The sequence below is a fragment of the Mycobacterium sp. IDUB_17 genome (assembly GCF_055419465.1).
In genome coordinates, this window is record NZ_JBVAXS010000004.1 from 395,500 (window position 1) to 412,703 (window position 17,204).

General features: G+C 68.6%; 17 protein-coding genes. 9 read left to right on the forward strand and 8 right to left on the reverse strand.

Annotated elements, in window-relative coordinates; translation table 11 throughout:
* Nucleotides 1-20: 20 nt before the first annotated feature.
* Together ACZYZ7_RS19460 and ACZYZ7_RS19465 are read left to right on the forward strand one after the other, a co-directional pair.
* Nucleotides 21-713, forward strand: coding sequence for a TetR family transcriptional regulator (locus ACZYZ7_RS19460; RefSeq protein ID WP_463741533.1), 693 nt, complete (start codon nt 21-23; stop codon nt 711-713).
* Between the two features lie 9 nt (nt 714-722).
* Nucleotides 723-1,520 (forward strand): enoyl-CoA hydratase/isomerase family protein, encoded by a 798-nt coding sequence (locus ACZYZ7_RS19465; protein WP_463741534.1) that lies wholly within the window; start codon nt 723-725, stop codon nt 1,518-1,520.
* Here ACZYZ7_RS19465 and ACZYZ7_RS19470 read toward each other — a convergent pair.
* The 4 genes from ACZYZ7_RS19470 to ACZYZ7_RS19485 all read right to left on the reverse strand — a co-directional run bounded on the left by ACZYZ7_RS19470 (nt 1,489) and on the right by ACZYZ7_RS19485 (nt 6,538).
* Nucleotides 1,489-2,259, reverse strand: a complete 771-nt coding sequence (locus ACZYZ7_RS19470) for an SDR family NAD(P)-dependent oxidoreductase (protein WP_450070333.1) — start codon at nt 2,257-2,259, stop codon at nt 1,489-1,491. The two genes, ACZYZ7_RS19465 and ACZYZ7_RS19470, sit on opposite strands and share 32 nt — an antisense overlap.
* Nucleotides 2,260-2,288: 29 nt before the next feature.
* Complete coding sequence (locus tag ACZYZ7_RS19475; RefSeq protein WP_463741535.1) at nt 2,289-3,158, reverse strand: pseudouridine synthase; 870 nt, start codon at nt 3,156-3,158, stop codon at nt 2,289-2,291.
* On the reverse strand, nt 3,155-4,900 hold the full coding sequence (locus ACZYZ7_RS19480) for a glycerol-3-phosphate dehydrogenase/oxidase (protein WP_463741536.1): 1,746 nt from the start codon (nt 4,898-4,900) through the stop codon (nt 3,155-3,157). Before ACZYZ7_RS19480 ends, ACZYZ7_RS19475 begins: the two co-directional genes overlap by 4 nt.
* A 222-nt stretch (nt 4,901-5,122) precedes the next feature.
* On the reverse strand, nt 5,123-6,538 hold the full coding sequence (locus tag ACZYZ7_RS19485; RefSeq protein ID WP_463741537.1) for an NAD(P)H-quinone dehydrogenase: 1,416 nt from the start codon (nt 6,536-6,538) through the stop codon (nt 5,123-5,125).
* Nucleotides 6,539-6,579: 41 nt separating this feature from the next.
* On the opposite strand from ACZYZ7_RS19485, the gene ACZYZ7_RS19490 reads away from it, so the two are divergent.
* Nucleotides 6,580-7,047, forward strand: a complete 468-nt coding sequence (locus ACZYZ7_RS19490) for a gamma-glutamylcyclotransferase (protein WP_135453142.1) — start codon at nt 6,580-6,582, stop codon at nt 7,045-7,047.
* A 4-nt stretch (nt 7,048-7,051) separates the two neighbouring features.
* Here ACZYZ7_RS19490 and ACZYZ7_RS19495 read toward each other — a convergent pair whose 3' ends face one another.
* Complete coding sequence (locus ACZYZ7_RS19495; RefSeq protein ID WP_135453141.1) at nt 7,052-8,218, reverse strand: M20 family metallopeptidase; 1,167 nt, start codon at nt 8,216-8,218, stop codon at nt 7,052-7,054.
* Entirely contained in the window at nt 8,215-9,399 is a 1,185-nt protein-coding gene (locus ACZYZ7_RS19500; RefSeq protein ID WP_463741538.1) for a M20 family metallopeptidase, read from the reverse strand. The genes ACZYZ7_RS19495 and ACZYZ7_RS19500 overlap by 4 nt, the downstream gene beginning before the upstream one ends.
* Nucleotides 9,400-9,446: 47 nt before the next feature.
* Here ACZYZ7_RS19500 and ACZYZ7_RS19505 point away from each other — a divergent pair, with 47 nt between their 5' ends.
* Nucleotides 9,447-10,241: a purine-nucleoside phosphorylase gene (locus tag ACZYZ7_RS19505; RefSeq protein ID WP_463741539.1), complete on the forward strand. Its 795-nt coding sequence runs from the start codon at nt 9,447-9,449 to the stop codon at nt 10,239-10,241.
* Here ACZYZ7_RS19505 and ACZYZ7_RS19510 read toward each other — a convergent pair.
* The gene (locus ACZYZ7_RS19510; protein WP_463741540.1) at nt 10,187-11,287 is read right to left on the reverse strand and encodes an AbrB family transcriptional regulator; all 1,101 of its coding nucleotides are present in this window, start codon (nt 11,285-11,287) and stop codon (nt 10,187-10,189) included. The two genes, ACZYZ7_RS19505 and ACZYZ7_RS19510, sit on opposite strands and share 55 nt — an antisense overlap.
* Nucleotides 11,288-11,396: 109 nt before the next feature.
* Here ACZYZ7_RS19510 and ACZYZ7_RS19515 point away from each other — a divergent pair, with 109 nt between their 5' ends.
* The 3 genes from ACZYZ7_RS19515 to ACZYZ7_RS19525 are packed head-to-tail and all read left to right on the forward strand — an operon-like array spanning nt 11,397 to nt 14,979.
* Entirely contained in the window at nt 11,397-11,843 is a 447-nt protein-coding gene (locus ACZYZ7_RS19515) for a MarR family winged helix-turn-helix transcriptional regulator (protein ID WP_450070340.1), read from the forward strand.
* Nucleotides 11,840-13,456: a phospho-sugar mutase gene (locus ACZYZ7_RS19520; protein WP_463741541.1), complete on the forward strand. Its 1,617-nt coding sequence runs from the start codon at nt 11,840-11,842 to the stop codon at nt 13,454-13,456. Before ACZYZ7_RS19515 ends, ACZYZ7_RS19520 begins: the two co-directional genes overlap by 4 nt.
* An 11-nt stretch (nt 13,457-13,467) precedes the next feature.
* Nucleotides 13,468-14,979 (forward strand): hypothetical protein, encoded by a 1,512-nt coding sequence (locus tag ACZYZ7_RS19525; RefSeq protein WP_463741542.1) that lies wholly within the window; start codon nt 13,468-13,470, stop codon nt 14,977-14,979.
* On the opposite strand, the gene upp is transcribed toward ACZYZ7_RS19525, so the two are convergent.
* Entirely contained in the window at nt 14,961-15,584 is a 624-nt protein-coding gene (gene upp, locus ACZYZ7_RS19530) for a uracil phosphoribosyltransferase (protein WP_135453132.1), read from the reverse strand. The two genes, ACZYZ7_RS19525 and upp, sit on opposite strands and share 19 nt — an antisense overlap.
* A gap of 229 nt (nt 15,585-15,813) precedes the next feature.
* Between upp and ACZYZ7_RS19535 the strand changes: the two genes are divergently transcribed.
* Nucleotides 15,814-16,119: a hypothetical protein gene (locus ACZYZ7_RS19535; protein ID WP_463741543.1), complete on the forward strand. Its 306-nt coding sequence runs from the start codon at nt 15,814-15,816 to the stop codon at nt 16,117-16,119.
* Between the two features lie 2 nt (nt 16,120-16,121).
* Complete coding sequence (locus ACZYZ7_RS19540; protein WP_463741544.1) at nt 16,122-17,201, forward strand: NlpC/P60 family protein; 1,080 nt, start codon at nt 16,122-16,124, stop codon at nt 17,199-17,201.
* The last annotated feature ends 3 nt before the right edge of the window (nt 17,202-17,204 follow it).

The following is a 17,204-nucleotide window of genomic DNA, read 5'->3' on the forward strand; positions in this document are numbered from 1 at the left end:
AAGTGGTAGGGTTCACATCAGTGAACACACGTACGCCCAATTCACGAACATCGAGCTCACGAACGCGACGATCCGAATCGTCGTCGCGGTCGCGGGACACGCTGTCCCGAGAAGAACGCAAAGAGGCCACCCGGCGCGCGATCATCACGGCCGCGTTGACCCTGCTGGAAGACCGCAGCTTCAGCGCGCTGTCCCTCCGGGAGGTCACCCGGGAGGCCGGCATCGTGCCCGCCGCGTTCTACCGGCACTTCGACTCGATGGATGCGCTCGGCCTGGTGCTCATCGATGAGTCGTTCCGGTCCCTGCGCGACATGCTGCGCGGTGCGCGTGCCGGCAAGCTCGACCCGCACCACGTCATCGAATCCTCGGCCGAGATCCTGATCGGCAGTTTCAACGACCGGCGCGAGTACTGGCGGTTCATCGCCCGCGAACGTTCCAGCGGTGTGTCGGTGCTGCGCTACGCGATTCGCACCGAGATCCGGTTGATCACGTCCGAGCTCGCGATCGACCTGGCCCGCTTCCCCGGCCTCAAGGACTGGAGCAGCGAGGATCTCAACATCCTGTCCAACCTGTTCGTCAACTCGATGATCTCGATAGCCGAGAGCCTCGAAGATGCGGGCGATGCGGCGGCCGTCGAGGCCATCCACCGCACCGCGGTCAAACAACTACGGATGATCGCCGTTGGCGTCAACGGGTGGCACAGCACCGGCTAGGGTCCGCTCATGCCCCCAGCACAGCCACTCGATCTCGCCTACCCGCGGCCCGAAATCGCCGTCATCACGCTCAATCGCCCCGAAAAGCTCAACGCGCTGTCCTACGAACTGGTCGAGGCCCTGCACGCCACCCTCGACGCGATCGCGGCGAACAACGAGTGCCGCGTCGTGGTGCTCACCGGCGCCGGACGTGGCTTCTGCTCGGGCCTGGATCTGAGCGATCCCAATCCGCCCGAGGCCGGCGGCGGCACCGAATTCCCCCGCTCGGGCATGCGGTGGCAGGAACGCATCGCGAACCTGACGGTCAAACTGCACCGGCTGCGTCAACCCGTCATCGCCGCGGTCAACGGCGCGGCATACGGTGGCGGCTTCGCGCTGGCCGCGGCCAGCGACATTCGCATCGCCGGTCCGTCGGCGAAGTTCTGCACGCAGTTCATCAAGCTGGGCATCGGCGGCTGCGACATCGGGGTGAGCTACACCCTGCCCCGGATCATCGGTGCGGGCCCGGCGTTCGACCTGATCCTCACCGCGCGAGCGGTCGAGGCGCCGGAGGCGCTGCGGCTCGGACTGGTCACCCGCGTCGTCGACGACACGGCGAACTTGCTCGACGCCGCCCTTGAAATCGCCGAAACCCTGTGCGGCTACGGGAAATTCGGGCTGGAATCGACCAAACAGGTGCTGTGGGCCAACCTCGACGCCGGCTGTCTGGAAACGGCGCTGCATGTGGAGAACCGCAGCCAGATCCTGTCCGTCGGCACCGGCAGCCTTGCCGAGGTCAGCGAGGTGTCCCGCCACCGTCGACGATGATCACCTGCCCGGTCATGTAGCTGCCGGCGTCCGAACACATGAGAAGGGCCGCGCCGACCATCTCGTCCGGGGTGGCGAGCCGCTTCATCAAGGTCCCGCCCTTCATGAGATCGATGGCCTCCTGCGGGTTGTTGCGCATCATGTCGGTGTCGACAGGTCCCGGCGCCAGGGCATTCACCCGAATACCCAACGGGGCGAACTCAGCCGCCATCGACCGGGTGACCGACATCAGCGCGGCCTTGCCCGAGGCATAGATGGACAGTGCGGGGGCGAAGTTGAACGCCCCGACCGACACCATGTTCAGCACGGCCGCCTTCGGGCTGGCCTTCAGATGCGGCAGCGCGTGTTGCACCAGGAACACCGGCCCGCGCAGGTTCACCTCGTAGGACTTCGCCCAGGCCTCCGGCGTCATCTCACCCAGGGGCTGGGCCAGCGCGTTGGCGGCGTTGTTGACCACCACGTCGATCCCGCCGAACTCGGCGACCGTGCGGTCCACCAATGCGCCGAGGTCGTCGACGTTCCCGCTGTGTGTGGGAACCCCGATCGCCTCTCCCCCTAGCGAGCGCAGGTGCTCGGCCGCCCGCTCGCAGGCCTCGGGCTTGCGGCTGGCGACGACCACCCGGGCGCCGGCCAGCGTAAAGCCCTCGGCGAGAGCCAATCCGATGCCACGGGTGCCGCCGGTGACGATCACGGTCCGGTCGGTCATGTCGAACAGATGGTCAAAAGTCTCACGGTTCACCCCGTCAGTAGAACATCACCGCGGTCCGGTCACGCAAGGCTTCGGCCCACTATCCGGGCACTGACGAATTCGCGGTCCTCACCGGTTATCGGATCGGTGAACTCCAGGCGGTGGGCCAATAGTTGCAGCGGGTCGCCGAAATCATCGGGCGCGACGTCGATCACGTTGGGGTACAAGGAATCACCGATGATCGGCAACCCGATCGAGGCCATGTGAACCCGCAATTGATGCGTCCGCCCGGTTCGGGGCAACAGCCGGTACAGCCCCTCTCCCAGCTCCTCGACATACGTCTCGGCGTTGGGTTCCCCGGGCTCCTCGAAGGCCTGTAACTGCCCGCGGTGCTTGATGATCCGGCTGCGCAACGTGGTGGGCAGCGCCACCGTGAGTGTGCCGGCAGCGTGGGCCAGATACGTCTTGCGCACCCCGCCCTCGGCGAACAGCCGCTGATACCGGCCCCGGACCTCGCGGCGCACGGTGAACAGCAACACGCCCGCGGTCAGCCGATCCAGCCGATGCGCGGGGCTCAACTCTGGCAGATCCAGTTCACGGCGCAACCGCACCAGCGCGGTCTGCGCGATGTGCCCGCCGCGGGGCATGGTGGCCAAAAAGTGTGGCTTGTCGACCACGACGATGTCGTCGTCGCGATACAGCACCGGGATATCGAACGGCACTTCCACCTCGTCGGCCAGATCGCGGTAGAAGTAGACATGCGCACCGGCGGGCAGCGACGTCGTGGCATCGATGGCCACACCGTCCGGCGTAACAACCTCTCCGGCAAGCACTTTCGCGCCGATACCGAACCGCTCCTGCAACTCGTCGTGCACGTTGCCGCCCAGCAACCGCAGCCGCGCCGGGCCGAGTCCGTCACGCACCGGCAGCGGCGGCGGGCGTTTTCTCAATTGAGCGGCACGGGCTCGAGGATCTCGGCGCGGGCCTCGGGTGCGGCCTGACGCAGGGCATCGGCGGATTCATCGTCGGGCTGGGTCTGCGAAAGCACCTCGGCCTCCACCCGGGCGATGTACGTGGCGACCTCGCGGTCGATGTCCTCGGCGGTCCACCCCAGCACGGGCGCAACCACTTCCGCGACCTCGCGGGCGCAATTGACTCCGCGGTGCGGGTATTCGATCGCGATCCGCATCCGCCGGGCCAGGATGTCCTCCAGATGCAGAGCACCTTCGGCCGCGGCGGCATAGTAGGCCTCGACCTTGAGGTACACCGGCGCGTCGGTGATCGGGGCCAGCAGTTCGGGCCGGCCCTCTGCCATCTTGAGCACCTCGCCGATCAGCGAGCCGTAGCGGTCCAGCAGATGCCGGACGCGGTAGGGATGCAGCCCGTAATGCTTCCCGACGAACTCGGTCTGATTGATCAACGCGAAATACCCGTCGGCGCCCATCAGCGGAACCTTTTCGGTGATCGACGGTGCCACCCGGGCGGGGACGAACTCTGCGGCAGCGTCGATCGCGTCGGCCGCCATCACCCGGTAGGTGGTGTACTTCCCGCCCGCGATGGCCACCAAGCCCGGCGAGGGCACCGCGACGGCGTGCTCACGCGAGAGCTTGGAGGTTTCCTCGCTCTCACCGGCCAGCAGCGGACGCAGCCCGGCGTAGACGCCGTCGATGTCGTCGTGGGTCAACGGGGTGGCCAGCACGGTGTTGACATGGCCCAGGATGTAGTCGATGTCGGCCTTGGTCGCGGCCGGATGCGCGAGGTCCAGATTCCAGTCGGTGTCGGTGGTGCCGATGATCCAGTGCGTGCCCCACGGAATCACGAACAGCACCGATTTCTCGGTGCGCAGGATGATCGCCACCTCGCTGACGATCCGGTCCCGCGGCACCACGATGTGCACACCTTTGGAGGCGCGTACCCGGAACCGGCCGCGCTCTTTGGACAGGGCCTGGATCTCGTCGGTCCACACCCCGGTGGCGTTGACCACGACATGGCCGCGCACCTCTGTGGTGGCCCCGTCCTCGGAATCGCGCAGTGTCACACCGACCACCCGATCGCCCTCGCGCAACAGCGAAACCACCTGGCTCGACGCGCGCACCACCGCGCCGTAGTGGGCGGCGGTGCGGGCCACGGTCATGGTGTGCCGGGCGTCGTCGACGACCGTGTCGTAGTAACGGATCCCGCCGATGAGCGAGCTGCGCTTGAGCCCCGGGGCCAGACGCAGCGCCCCAGACTTGGTCAGATGCTTTTGCGCGGGAACGGATTTCGCACCGCCGAGCTGGTCGTAGAGGAAGATACCGGCCGCCACATAGGGCCGCTCCCACCAGCGGTTGGTCAACGGGAACAGGAACGGCAGCGGTTTGACCAGATGCGGTGCGAGCGTGGTCAGGCTCAGTTCACGCTCGTACAGGGCCTCTCGCACCAGCCCGAACTCCAACTGCTCGAGGTAGCGCAGGCCGCCGTGGAACATCTTGGAGCTGCGGCTGGAGGTGCCGGAGGCGAAGTCCCGCGCCTCGACCAGCGCGACTTTCAATCCTCGGGTGGCCGCGTCCAACGCAGCGCCGGCGCCCACGACACCGCCGCCGATCACCACCACGTCGAATTGTTCGCTGCCGAGTCGTTGCCAGGCTTGCGCCCTTTGCTCCGGTCCGAGGAAGGTTTGCCCGTCGCCCGGTGCTGAGATCGGGTCAGTCACGATCCCCAGGCTACGTGGACGACGTGGGATCCGCCCGATTCTGCAGGCCGCCGGCCTGTGTCTTGCCGGATCCCGCGTGGTGCAGTGCCGATTCGCTCACATTGATGGGTAGGTTTCCCGTCGTGTCGACTCCACCCCCGGGATGGCCCGGCCAGCAGTACCCGCCGCTTCCGGGTTACGTTCCCGGTTACCCGCAACGGAAGGCGCCGCACGGTGTGACCGCTAGTCCAGATCGTCGTGTTTCATCAACTGGCGCGCCGCCTCGGTGATCGAGCCGGACAACGACGGGTACACCGAGAAGGTCTGGGCCAGCTCATCGACCGGGATGCCATTCTGCACGGCCAGGGCGATGGGCAGGATCAGTTCGGAGGCGATCGGCGCCACCACGACACCGCCGATCACCACACCGGTGGCCGGACGGCAGAAGATCTTGACGAAGCCGCGGCGCAGGCTGGACATCTTGGCCCGGGCGTTCGTGTTGAGCGGCAGCGTCAGGGTTCGCGCCGGCACCGACCCGTCGTCGATCGCCGCCTGCGGCACGCCGACCGCGGCGATCTCGGGGCGGGTGAATACCGCAGCGGCCACGGTTCGCAGCCGGATCGGGGCCACCGCCTCGCCCAGCGCGTGATACATCGCGATGCGTCCCTGCATGGCCGCCACCGAGGCCAGCGGAAGTAATCCGGTGCAGTCCCCTGCCGCGTAGATGCCCGGCACCGAGGTCCGCGACACCCGGTCGACGTTGAGATAGTTGCCCGGTCCGAGTTCGATGCCGACGCGCTCCAGACCCAGACCGCTCGTGTTGGGAACCGATCCGACCGTCATCAGGGCGTGGCTGCCGTCGACGGAACGGCCGTCGGCCATGGTGACGCGGACGCCCGTGTCGGTGCGGGTGACCGACTCCGCGCGGGCGTTCTTGATCAGCGTGACACCGCGTTCGGAGAACACCTCCTCCAGCACCGCGGCGGCGTCGGAATCCTCGTGCGGCAGGATCTGGTCGCGGCTGGCCACCACCGTCACGGTCACACCGAGTTCGGTGTAGGCGTTGACGAACTCGGCGCCGGTGACACCCGATCCCACCACCACGAGGTGTTCGGGCAGCGCTTCGAGGTCATAGAGCTGGCGCCAGTTGAGGATGCGTTCCCCGTCGGGTGCCGCACTGGGCAGGACGCGTGGGCTGGCGCCGGTGGCGATCAGCACCACATCGGCGGTGAGCTGGCTCGCCGCGCCGTCCGGGCCGGTCACCTTGACCCGGTGGTGGGCCATGCCCGGGACGTCGTCGATCAGTTCGCCACGCCCCGCGATCAACTCGATGCCCTCGTTACGCAGCCGCTCGGCGATGTCGTCGGACTGCGCCGTCGCGAGGTTCTTGACCCGCTCGTTGATCTGCGGCAGCGAGATCTTGGACTGCTCGAAATCCAGCGAATATCCCAGGTTGGGGGCACGCCGCAGTTCGGTACGCACCCCCGTGGAGGCGATGAACGTCTTGGAGGGCACGCAATCCCACAGCACGCACGCGCCGCCGATGCCGTCGCAGTCGACGATGGTGACGTGAGCGACCTCCGGGCCGCGGGCAGCGGCGACGAGGGCCGCCTCATATCCGGCGGGTCCGCCGCCGATGATCACGATGCGGGTAGCCACGGCACTAACCTAACCAACTTCGCCGATTAAGCTGTCTTACCGTGCCGCTCTACGCCGCGTATGGATCGAATATGCACCCGGAGCAAATGCTCGAGCGGGCTCCGCACTCGCCGATGGCGGGTACCGGGTGGCTGCACGGCTGGCGGTTGACGTTCGGCGGTGAGGACATCGGCTGGGAAGGCGCGCTGGCGACCGTCGTCGAGGACCCGCTGGCGAAGGTGTTCGTCGTGCTCTACGACATGACGCCGGCCGACGAGCAGAGCCTCGACCACTGGGAGGGCTCCGAGCTCGGATTCCACAAGAAGATCCGCTGCCGCGTGGACCGGACCTCGTCGGACACCAACACCGATCCGGTACTGGCCTGGCTGTACGTGGTCGACGCCTGGGAGGGCGGCCTGCCCTCGGCCCGCTATCTCGGGGTGATGGCCGACGCCGCCGAGATCGCCGGCGCGCCCGACCAGTATGTGCACGATCTACGCACCCGTCCCGCCCGCAACATCGGGCCGTAGCCGGCTAGGCAGACGCGGCGATGATGTTGACCATCGTGCGCACGCCGACGCCGAGTGCACGCTCGTCGATGTCGAACGTGGGCTGGTGCAGATCCAGCTGTGGGCCCTGCCCACTCCACACGCCGAGTCGCCCCATGGCGCCGGGCACCTCTTCGAGGTACCAGGAGAAGTCCTCGCCACCGCCGGACTGATGGGTGTCGGCCAGCGCCTCGGGGCCGATCGCCTCGATCGCGTGGGTGAGGATGCGGGTGGACACCTCTTCGTTGACCACCGGCGGCACCCCGCGCCGGTAGTTGAGGCTGTGGGAAATGTTGAGCGGGGCCAGCAAGGCGGAAACCGTGTCTTCCACAATCGATTCCAGGGTCAGCCAGGTGTCGCGGCTGGCGGTGCGGATCGTCCCGGCCAGGGTGCCGATCTGCGGGATGGCGTTGGCGGCCACCCCGGCGTTGACCGCACCCCACACCATCACGGTGTCGTGGCGCGGGTCGATGCGACGGGACAGCACGCCGGGCAACCCGGTGATCAGCGTGCCCAGCCCGTAGACCAGGTCACCGGTCAGGTGCGGCCGGGAGGTGTGCCCGCCCGGCGAGTGCAAGGTGATCTCGATGGAATCGGCCGCCGAGGTGATCGGCCCGGGTTTGGTGGCCACCTGCCCCACGGCCAGCCGAGGATCGCAGTGCAGGGCGAAGATCCGGCTCACGCCGTTCAGGACGCCCGCGTTGATCGCGTCGATCGCGCCGCCGGGCATCAGCTCCTCGGCCGCCTGGAACAGGAGCCTCACCCCGACCGGCAACTCCGGAACCGACGACAGTGCCATCGCGGCGCCCAGCAGTATCGCGGTGTGCGCATCGTGCCCGCAGGCGTGCGCGACGTTGGGCACCGTCGAGGCGTAGGACGCCCCGGTCCGATCAACCATCGGCAGCGCGTCCATGTCGGCACGCAGCGCGATGCGCGGACCGTCCTCCGGGCCGAAATCACAGGTCAATCCGGTGCCGCCGGGTAGCACCTTGGGGTTCAGCCCGGCCTCGGCCAAATGGCGGGCGACGAACTCGGTGGTGGCGAACTCTTGCCGGCCCAGTTCCGGATGCGCATGCAGATGCCGCCGCCACGACACCATCTCGTCATAGTTCGCCGACAACCACCGGGCGGCGGCATGCTGCAACACGCTCATGAAGCGCGCCTCCTCTGCTGCGCCGCCAGCACCCGGTCTCGCTCTGCCGGCGTCTCGGCCAGCCGAACGACGGTGCGGGCCAACATGATCGCACCCTCCAGCACGGCCTTGTCGGCGCTTGGCCCGGCCGCTGCCGCAGTGAACGCCGGTTGATGGATCGCGGCCCCGCCCGAGTCGATCCCGATCACCGGATGGATGCCGGGCATCACCTGACTGATGTTGCCCATGTCGGTACTGCCCAGCGGCACACTCGCCTCCACGTTCTCCGGCAACGGGTTACGGCCCAGTCGCAGCATCTCGGCACGGATGGTCTCCGATAGCCACGGGTCGGGCGCCAGTTCGGCGTAGGCCGGCGCGATCTCGGTGACCTGGTGCTCGCAGCCCGTCGCCAGTGCTCCGGCTGAAAAACACCCCGCCATCCGGTCTTCCAGCTCATGCAGCGCAGACATCTCGGTAGCGCGCATGGTGTAGCGCATCTCGGCCCGGCCGGGGATGACGTTGGTGGCCTGCCCACCATGGGTGACGATGCCGTGCACCATCTGCCCCGGCATGAGCTGCTGGCGCAGCAGGCCGATCGCCACCTGCGCGACCGTGACCGCGTCACCGGCATTGACGCCCAGATACGGCGCCACGGCCGCATGGGACTCCCGGCCGGTGTAATTGACCGTCACCTCGGAGAGCGCGAGCGAACGGGCGGCGGCGATGTCCACCGGCCCGGGGTGCAGCATGACCGCTGCGGCGATGTCGTCGAAAACTCCGGCGTTGAGCAGCAACACCTTTCCGCCGCCGAGTTCCTCGGCCGGGGTACCGACGAGCACCACCGTCAGCCCCAGGTCGTCGGCCACGTCTGCCAGGGCCAGCGCGGTGCCGACCGCCGAGGCCGCGATGATGTTGTGCCCGCAGGCATGCCCGATCTCGGGAAGCGCGTCGTACTCGGCACAGATCCCGATGACGAGCGGGCCGCTGCCGTAGGAGGCCCGGAACGCGGTGTCCAGCCCGCCTGCGGCCTCGGTGATCTCAAATCCGTACTCGGCGGGCAGCGCCTGTGTCTTTGCGCAGCTGCGATGCTCGGCGAAGGCCAGTTCGGGCTCGGCGTGGATCGAATGAGAGAGCTCGATGAGGTCGCCACGACGCCGGTTGACGGCTTCCTCGACGCTCAGCGAGGCGGTGGCAGACGGCATGCTCGCAGTATCTCACTGCGTGTTCAGGGCCGTTAAGCTCGCCTATCGTGACCGATCCCCAGGCATCCAGCCAGGCAGCCGCCGCCGCCATCGCCGAACGCACCGGCGTCGATCGCCACGATGTCGCGGTCGTGCTCGGCTCGGGTTGGGCACCCGCGGTGGCCGAGCTCGGTGATCCGGTCGCCACCGTGCCGATGGCCGATGTCCCCGGCTTCACCCCGCCGAGCGCGGACGGCCACGGTGGCCAGGTGCACTCGGTGCGCATCGGCGGCCATCGGGTGCTGGTGCTGGCCGGGCGCATCCACGCGTATGAGGGCCATGACCTGCAGCATGTGGTGCATCCGGTGCGGACCGCGGCGGCTGCGGGCGTGTCGACGGTGGTGCTGACCAATGCCGCCGGCGGCCTGCGGGCCGAATACCAGGTCGGCCAGCCCGTCCTGATCAGCGACCACCTCAACCTCACCGCCCGGTCCCCGCTGGTCGGGGCCCAGTTCGTCGACCTGGTCGACGCCTACTCCCCCCGGCTGCGGGCACTGGCGCGGGACATCGATCCGTCCCTGGCCGAGGGCGTCTACGCCGGGTTGCCCGGCCCGCACTACGAGACCCCGGCCGAGATCCGGATGTTGCGAACCCTGGGCGCCGACCTGGTCGGCATGTCGACGGTGCACGAGACGATCGCCGCCCGGGCCGCCGGCCTGCAGGTATTGGGAGTTTCGATGGTGACCAACCTGGCAGCGGGGATGACAGGTGAACCGCTCAGCCACGCCGAGGTGCTTGAGGCCGGACGTCAGTCCGCGACCCGGATGGGTTCCCTGCTGGCTTCGGTGATCGCACGCCTCTGACCCGCCATCCGGGCCATCACCCTGGCCATCAGCGGCGCCGCGAACAGCATCAGCAGGACCCGGAGCACCTGGGCGGCGATGATGAAGGTGACGTTGGAGCCGGTTTCCACCGCGGTGGCCAACACCGCGTAGACCCCGCCCGGACTGGTTGCGAGGTAACCCTCGAGTTGGGTCATCCCGGTGACGTCGGCCAGCACCACGCCGAGGCCCGCGGTGGCCGCGCCGAGCACCACGATCAGGGTCAGCGCCAGCGGAAGGATCCGGCCGATGGCGCGTAGCGACTCCCGGGTGAAGGCGATGCCGGCCTGCCAGCCGATCACCATGTAGGCCGCCTGCACGAGCAGCGCCGGGACAGCCAGCCCGAAGGACAGACCGGTGAGTTGCAATGTCACCGTCAGGGCCAGGGGGCCCAGCAGTCCGGCGCCGGGCAGTTTGACCCCTCGCCCGCCGACGGCGCCGACAGCGACGATGACGGCCAGCATCGCGAGGCTGAGATACCAAGGCGCCGAATCGGATTCGGCCACACTTGCTGCGGGATGCGACCGATCGGCGTGAAAGACCAGGGTCACCACGAGCGGAATGGTCGCGGTGACGAGAGCGACCCGCAGGTATTGGACGACGGAGACGACCCGATCGTCACCGCCGAGTTCGCGGGCGATGGCCACCAGACCCGACGCGCCGCCGGCCACCAGTGCCAGGGCCCCGGTCAACGGGCTGACATCTCGGTGCAATCCGAGCAGCCCGCCGGCCGCGATGCTCAGGACCAACGTCGCCACGGTGATCGCCAGCACGATCACCCAGTCCGAGCCGATCGCACTGACCGCGTCTCGGTGAACCATCGTGCCGATGTAGACACCGAGCACACCTTGGGCTATGACCCCGGCGGGGCGCGGCATCCGGTCGGGGGCCAGCGCGGCCAGGGCCAGCACGATGCCCACCGCGAGCCCGGCGAACAGCGCGGCCGAGGGAACGCCGACGAGGTCGAGCGGGACGGTGACGGCGGCAGTCGCGATGGCCAGCAGTGCCCACCGCAGCATCCGCGCCATCGCCGTCTCGCACCTCCCACCGAAATAGTAAGAGCTGTCTTCATACTATTCACGGCCTACAGGGCTCTAAAAGCCCATACTGCTATCAATGCCAAGGTATAACTTCTCTATGGCAGCGACGTCGGCGACTGAACTACGTGAGTCGATGATGGCGGTGACCCGCCAGATGCGGCGGCACCGTCCAGACCATGGCCTGACCTTGAGCCAGCTGGAACTGCTCGGCGAGGCCAGTCGCAGCGGAACCACCACGCCGGCCGAGATGGGCGCCCGTCTGCACGTCCGGGCGCAGTCGCTGACCGACAGCATCAACGAACTCGTCCGCCGCGGCCTGATCGCCCGCCGTCCCGACGACCACGACCGTCGCCGTCAGCTCATCGAGATCACCGCGGCAGGGACGTCGTTGCTGCAGGCCGACCGCGCCGAACGGGACGCCTGGCTGCACGCGACCATGCGGGAGAACCTGACCGATCTGGAGTTCGATCTGCTGATGCTGGTGGCACCGGTCCTGCGCAAGCTGGCGTACTCCGACGCCACTGCGGGCACACTTGGGTCATGACTGCCATCGCGACCGCCGCCGCGGACTGGATCGCACATGACCCCGACCCGCTGACCGCGGCCGAATTGTCCGCCTGCAGCCCGGATGAGCTCGACCGCCGTTTCAACAATCCGCTGACCTTCGGCACCGCCGGGTTGCGCGGACCGTTGCGGGGCGGGCCCGACGCGATGAATCTGGCCGTCGTCATGCGCACCACATGGGCGCTGGCCCAGGTCCTCAAGGACAGAGGCCTGGGCGGGTCGCACGTGGTGGTGGGCCGCGACGCGCGACACCGCTCCGACGAGTTCGCCTTGGCTGCTGCCGAAGTCCTTGCCGCCGAGGGCTTCCAGGTCCTTCTCATGATGGCCTCGGTCCCGACACCGGTGGTCGCCTATACCGTCCGGCACCTTCCCGCCGTGGCCGGAATCCAGATCACCGCATCGCACAATCCGCCCACCGACAACGGCTACAAGGTGTTTCTCGACGGCGGCATGCAGATCATCTCCCCCGCCGATCACGAGATCGAGGCCGCGGTGGCCCGCGCCCCATACGCCGACGAGATACGCCGGGCCGCAGTGGAAACCGGTGGCCTCCATCAGGTCTACGGCTACCTGGAGCGGGCCGCCCGAGTACGGCGCACCACCGGTTCGGTGCGGGTGGCGCTTACCCCGCTGCACGGTGTCGGCGGCGAGTACGCCCTTGATGCACTGGCCCTGGCCGGATTTGACGACGTCCACGTGGTCGAAGAACAGTTCAACCCCGACCCGGACTTCCCCACGGTCAGCTTCCCCAACCCCGAGGAACCCGGCGCCGTCGACGCACTCCTGGCCCTGGCCGACGACGTCGACGCAGAGATCGCGATCGCGCTGGACCCCGATGCCGACCGGTGCGCCGTCGGGGTGCCCGGACCCGATGGATGGCGCATGCTCACCGGCGACGAAACCGGTTGGCTGCTGGGCGATTACATCCTGTCTCAGCTCGAACCGGGCCCGGTCAGCGAAGCCGCCCTGGTGGCCAGCACCGTGGTCTCGTCGCGGATGCTGGCGTCGATCGCTGCGGCGCACGGCGCCCAGCACGCCGAAACCCTCACCGGATTCAAGTGGTTGGCCCGCGCCCAGTCTCCCGGCAACACCCTGGTCTACGCCTACGAGGAAGCCATCGGGCATTGCGTCGACCCGGCCTCAGTTCGCGACAAGGACGGGATCACCGCCGCGATCCTGGCTACCGACCTCGTGGCCGCACTGCGCGATCAGGGTCGCACCATGCTCGATGCCCTCGACGATCTGGCCAAGGTCCACGGCGTGCACGTGGCGGGGGCGGTCACGCGCCACGTCGACGATGCCGAGGCGGCCATGACCCGTTTGCGCGGAGCCCCGCCGACCGAACTGGCCGGCATCGGCGTCACCGTCGATGATCTGCTGGAGCGGGTGGGACAACAGCGCACCGACGCACTGATCTTCACCGGCAGCGACGCCGACACCTCGGTCCGAGTGGTGGTGCGTCCGTCGGGAACCGAGCCGAAACTCAAGTCCTACACCGAAGTCCGCTGCGCACCGACCGATGACCTGAATACCGCCCGGGCGCACGCCCAGAAGCTCAGCCAGGACCTGGCCGACGCCGCAACACGCTGGTAGCCGCAACAGCGATGCCGGACTGGACATATCAACCGCTTCGCCCCATTGCGTCCGCGGTCGTCGGGGAACGTCGTACCCAGCGCTGGGCGCTACGGTTCTTGGCCACGCTGGTCGAGGCGGGTGGGTATCGATGGATTCCACGGGTATTCGATCACCCGCCGGTGCCGCCCGACTGGGCCGAGCGCTTCGGAGCGGTGGTTCCGCCGTCCGTGGCGCGCGATGCCGTGCGGGTGTTGCCGGTCCAGGGCGCCGGCATCATCGAGATCGCACCGGTGACGGCTGCCGATGTCGAGACCGTGCGGCAGGCCGCCACCGGTCGGCGCTGCCGTGTCGTCGCCCGGGTGGATTCCGCCGAGGTCGCCGAGCTGCTCGCCGATGACGTCGACGAGGTGGCCATCGGTGACACGAGCGAGAACTGCTATCTGACCGACCCGGATATCGCCGCCGCCGTTGCGGTGCTGCAGGATCCAGACGCTGTCGTCCTGGCCCGGCCCTCCGTGCTGCTGGCGAGCGGGCCGGGCTGGTTCAACCGGGTCGTCGAGGCGGCCTCCCGGACGACGACGCGGCCGCCGAGCCTGGCCGATGCCGGGCTCAACCCGTTTCGTTGGCCGGGCTGGTTGTGGGGTGTGCTGGCCGGACTCGGCTTGATCGTGGCCGGTATCGGCGCGGGCGCCATCACGCTCGGGCCGGTGTTGTTGAGCTATGACCGGTCCTATCTCGGCCTCGGCGTGGATGATCTGCGCCGGATCAACGACAACCTGGTGCATTTCATCCAGCACGACCGGATCAGCATGGCGGGCAACATGATCGGCCTCGGTGCGCTGTACACCGGATTGTGCTGGGGCGGGATCAGGCGTGGCCTGGCGTGGGCCCGCAATGCCCTGCTGATCTCGGGGCTGGTCGCGTTTCTCACGCTGTTCTACTTCGTCGGAACAGGTTTCGTCGATCCGCTGCACACGCTGGTGGTGGTGACACTGTTCCCGATGCTGCTCGCCGCGGTGTGGAACAAGCCGGACCCGCCCCGCTGGCGGTCACTGCCCGACGGTCCGGAGTCCCAGCGCCGGCGCGCGCTGTGGGGTCAGCTGCTGTTCATCGGCCTGGGCGCCGGGCTCGCCGTCGCGGGGGCGACCATCTCGTTCGTCGGCCTGACCGACGTATTCGTCTCCACCGACCTGGGATACATGCACACGCACGGTGCGGCACTACGGTCCGCCGACCCGCAGCTGCTCAGCTTCATCGCCCACGACCGGGCCGGATTCGGCGGCGCGTTGATCGGCTCCGGGCTCGCGATCGCCATGATCGCGATGTGGGGGTTCCGTCGTGGCGAGCGCTGGGTGTGGTGGTCGCTGTTGATCGGGTTCGTGACGGGCACACTGCCGGCGTTGGCCGTGCACTACGCGATCGGCTATACCACCTTCATCCATCTGCTGCCGGTGTACGTACTCGTGCTCGCCACCGCGGCGGCACTGGTGTTGTCCCGGCCCTACCTGACGGCCAGAGCGCCTCAGCGCGGGCCGAACTGACGGTCCCCGGCGTCCCCGAGTCCCGGGACGATGTAGGCGGCTTCATTGAGGCCTTCGTCGATGGTCGCGGTGATCAGCCGCATTTCGGGGGCGACCTTCTCAATCGCGGCGATCCCCTGCGGCGCGCACACCACACACACCGCGGTGATGTCGACGGCGTTGCGTTCCCGCAGCAGGTCGATGGTGTACGCCATCGACCCGCCGGTCGCCAGCATCGGGTCGAGCACGAACACCGACCGTGCACTCAGGTCGTCTGGCAGCGACGCCAGGTAGGGCGTCGGCTGATGCGTCGTCTCGTCGCGCGCCATCCCGACGAAACCCACCTGCGCCTCGGGAATGAGGGCATGCGCCTGGTCGACCATCCCCAGCCCGGCCCGTAACACCGGCACCAGCAACGGCGGGTTGGCCAATCGCGAGCCGGTGGTGTCGGTCACCGGGGTGCGCACCGCGATCTGCTCGGATGTCGCGTCCCGGGTGGCCTCGTAGACCAGCATCATGGTCAGGTCCCGCAGCGCGGAGCGGAACCCGGCGTTGTCGGTCCGCTCATCCCGCAGGGTGGTCAGCCGTGCGGCGGCCAGGGGGTGGTCGACGACCCGTACATCCATGCGCTGACCTTATCGGTCGGTACCGCTGCCGTGCAGATCGATCCGGCGACGGGACGGCGCGCTCGATGTGTTCTGATGTCGCACCTCTCGCGTGATGTGCGCCGATTTCTACCGTAGGGCAGTCATCCTCGCGCACGAGCAGCTCTGAGGTAGAAACCGGCGAGCACCGCCATCTGAGACAGGTCACGATTCAGGGGAACCGATCGGGATCGGCGGGCGTCCTAACCACATGCCCGCCGACACCCTTCGCGCCGACATGGCGGCCATCCGCGCCCTTGGCGACGCCCTCGACGCACACGCCGCCGATCTCGCCGCCGTGGCCACCGCCCTCCGATCGATGCCGCCACCGGAGGCCGCCCTCGGTCCGATCGGCGAACGGTTCGCGACCGCCTTCGCCGACTCCGTCAGCACACACAGCGCTGCGGTCGCGGCGTTGAGCGCACGCACCGGCGCGGGGGCCGTCAGCGCCGGAAACACCGCCACCGGCTACGACGCCGCCGGTCAGCGGGCCGCCCAGTTGTTGCCGCGGGTGTAGCCGTGCCCGCATCCGCCACCGCTCTGGCCGCGCCGCTATACCAACTGCGGGACCTGGTGGGCAGCGGCTGGCCGGAAGCCGGTCCCACCGTGACGGCCCTGGATGGCGCACATTCGGCCCTGTCGGATATCGCGGCCGCACTCGGGCGATCGTGGGAGCGCGCCGCTGCCGATTGGTCGGGTACGGCCGCAACCGCGGCCGCCGATTTCGCGACGGGCACCGCCGCCGAGGTGACCGGCCTGGCTCAGGAGGCGAAGGCACTGAGCGCTGCTGCCCGCCGTGCGGGCTCGGCGGTGGCCGAAGCGAGGTCGCGGCTGCAGGCGATCATCGACCGCTTCGAGGAACGCGCCGCCGCACTGGCTCCGCACCTTGATGAGCCCGGCGTGGCCCAGGAGTTGCAGGCCGAGGCGCGACGTGCCGTCACCGAGGCGTCGGCCGTCGTCGACGAACTACGCGCCGAACTGGACCATCAGGCCGGTGCCGTCACCGGCGCCATCAACGCCCCGGCCCCGGCAGGTTTCTCGGCCGGTGCCGGCGGTGTCGCACCGGCCTCGCCGGGGTTCTCCGGGGGTGCGCCGTCCGCCACCCCGGTGAGCGGTTGGACTGGTGCCGCGGATCTTCCGGCGGCATCGGGGGCCGATCGCTCCGAAGCCCCGGTCGGACTGCGTGACCCCGGGATGTTCGGCGAGGGCGTGGCGGTGCGGTTGCCCGACGGCACCACTGCGGTGGCGCCCAATGCCGTCGCGGCCAGCGCCGTCCGGCACGCGCTGACCCAGGTGGGTGTGCCCTACCGGTGGGGCGGCACCACGCCGGGCGTCGGGTTGGACTGCAGTGGATTGACTCAATGGGCCTATCACGAAGCCGGACTGGACATTCCACGGCTGGCCCAGGAACAGGACATCGGCAAGGCGGTGTCGGCAGGAACGCTGCGGCCGGGTGATCTGGCGGTATGGGACGGGCACGTCGCGATGATCGTCGGCGCGAATACGATGATCGAGGCCGGGGATCCGGTCAGACTGTCGCCCGTCCGAACCACGAACGCCGGTCAGGGTTTTCAGGGTTTCTGGCGCCCCACGGCGTGAACG

Excerpts from the sequence above, each read along its gene's own strand:
- ACZYZ7_RS19465 (WP_463741534.1), top strand. The coding sequence starts at position 723 with ATGCCCCCAGCACAGCCACTCGATCTCGCCTACCCGCGGCCCGAAATC.
- ACZYZ7_RS19495 (WP_135453141.1), bottom strand. The coding sequence starts at position 8,218 with ATGAGCGTGTTGCAGCATGCCGCCGCCCGGTGGTTGTCGGCGAACTAT.
- ACZYZ7_RS19500 (WP_463741538.1), bottom strand. The coding sequence starts at position 9,399 with ATGCCGTCTGCCACCGCCTCGCTGAGCGTCGAGGAAGCCGTCAACCGG.
- ACZYZ7_RS19510 (WP_463741540.1), bottom strand. The coding sequence starts at position 11,287 with ATGGCGCGGATGCTGCGGTGGGCACTGCTGGCCATCGCGACTGCCGCC.
- ACZYZ7_RS19515 (WP_450070340.1), top strand. The coding sequence starts at position 11,397 with ATGGCAGCGACGTCGGCGACTGAACTACGTGAGTCGATGATGGCGGTG.
- ACZYZ7_RS19520 (WP_463741541.1), top strand. The coding sequence starts at position 11,840 with ATGACTGCCATCGCGACCGCCGCCGCGGACTGGATCGCACATGACCCC.
- ACZYZ7_RS19525 (WP_463741542.1), top strand. The coding sequence starts at position 13,468 with ATGCCGGACTGGACATATCAACCGCTTCGCCCCATTGCGTCCGCGGTC.
- upp (WP_135453132.1), bottom strand. The coding sequence starts at position 15,584 with ATGGATGTACGGGTCGTCGACCACCCCCTGGCCGCCGCACGGCTGACC.
- ACZYZ7_RS19535 (WP_463741543.1), top strand. The coding sequence starts at position 15,814 with ATGCCCGCCGACACCCTTCGCGCCGACATGGCGGCCATCCGCGCCCTT.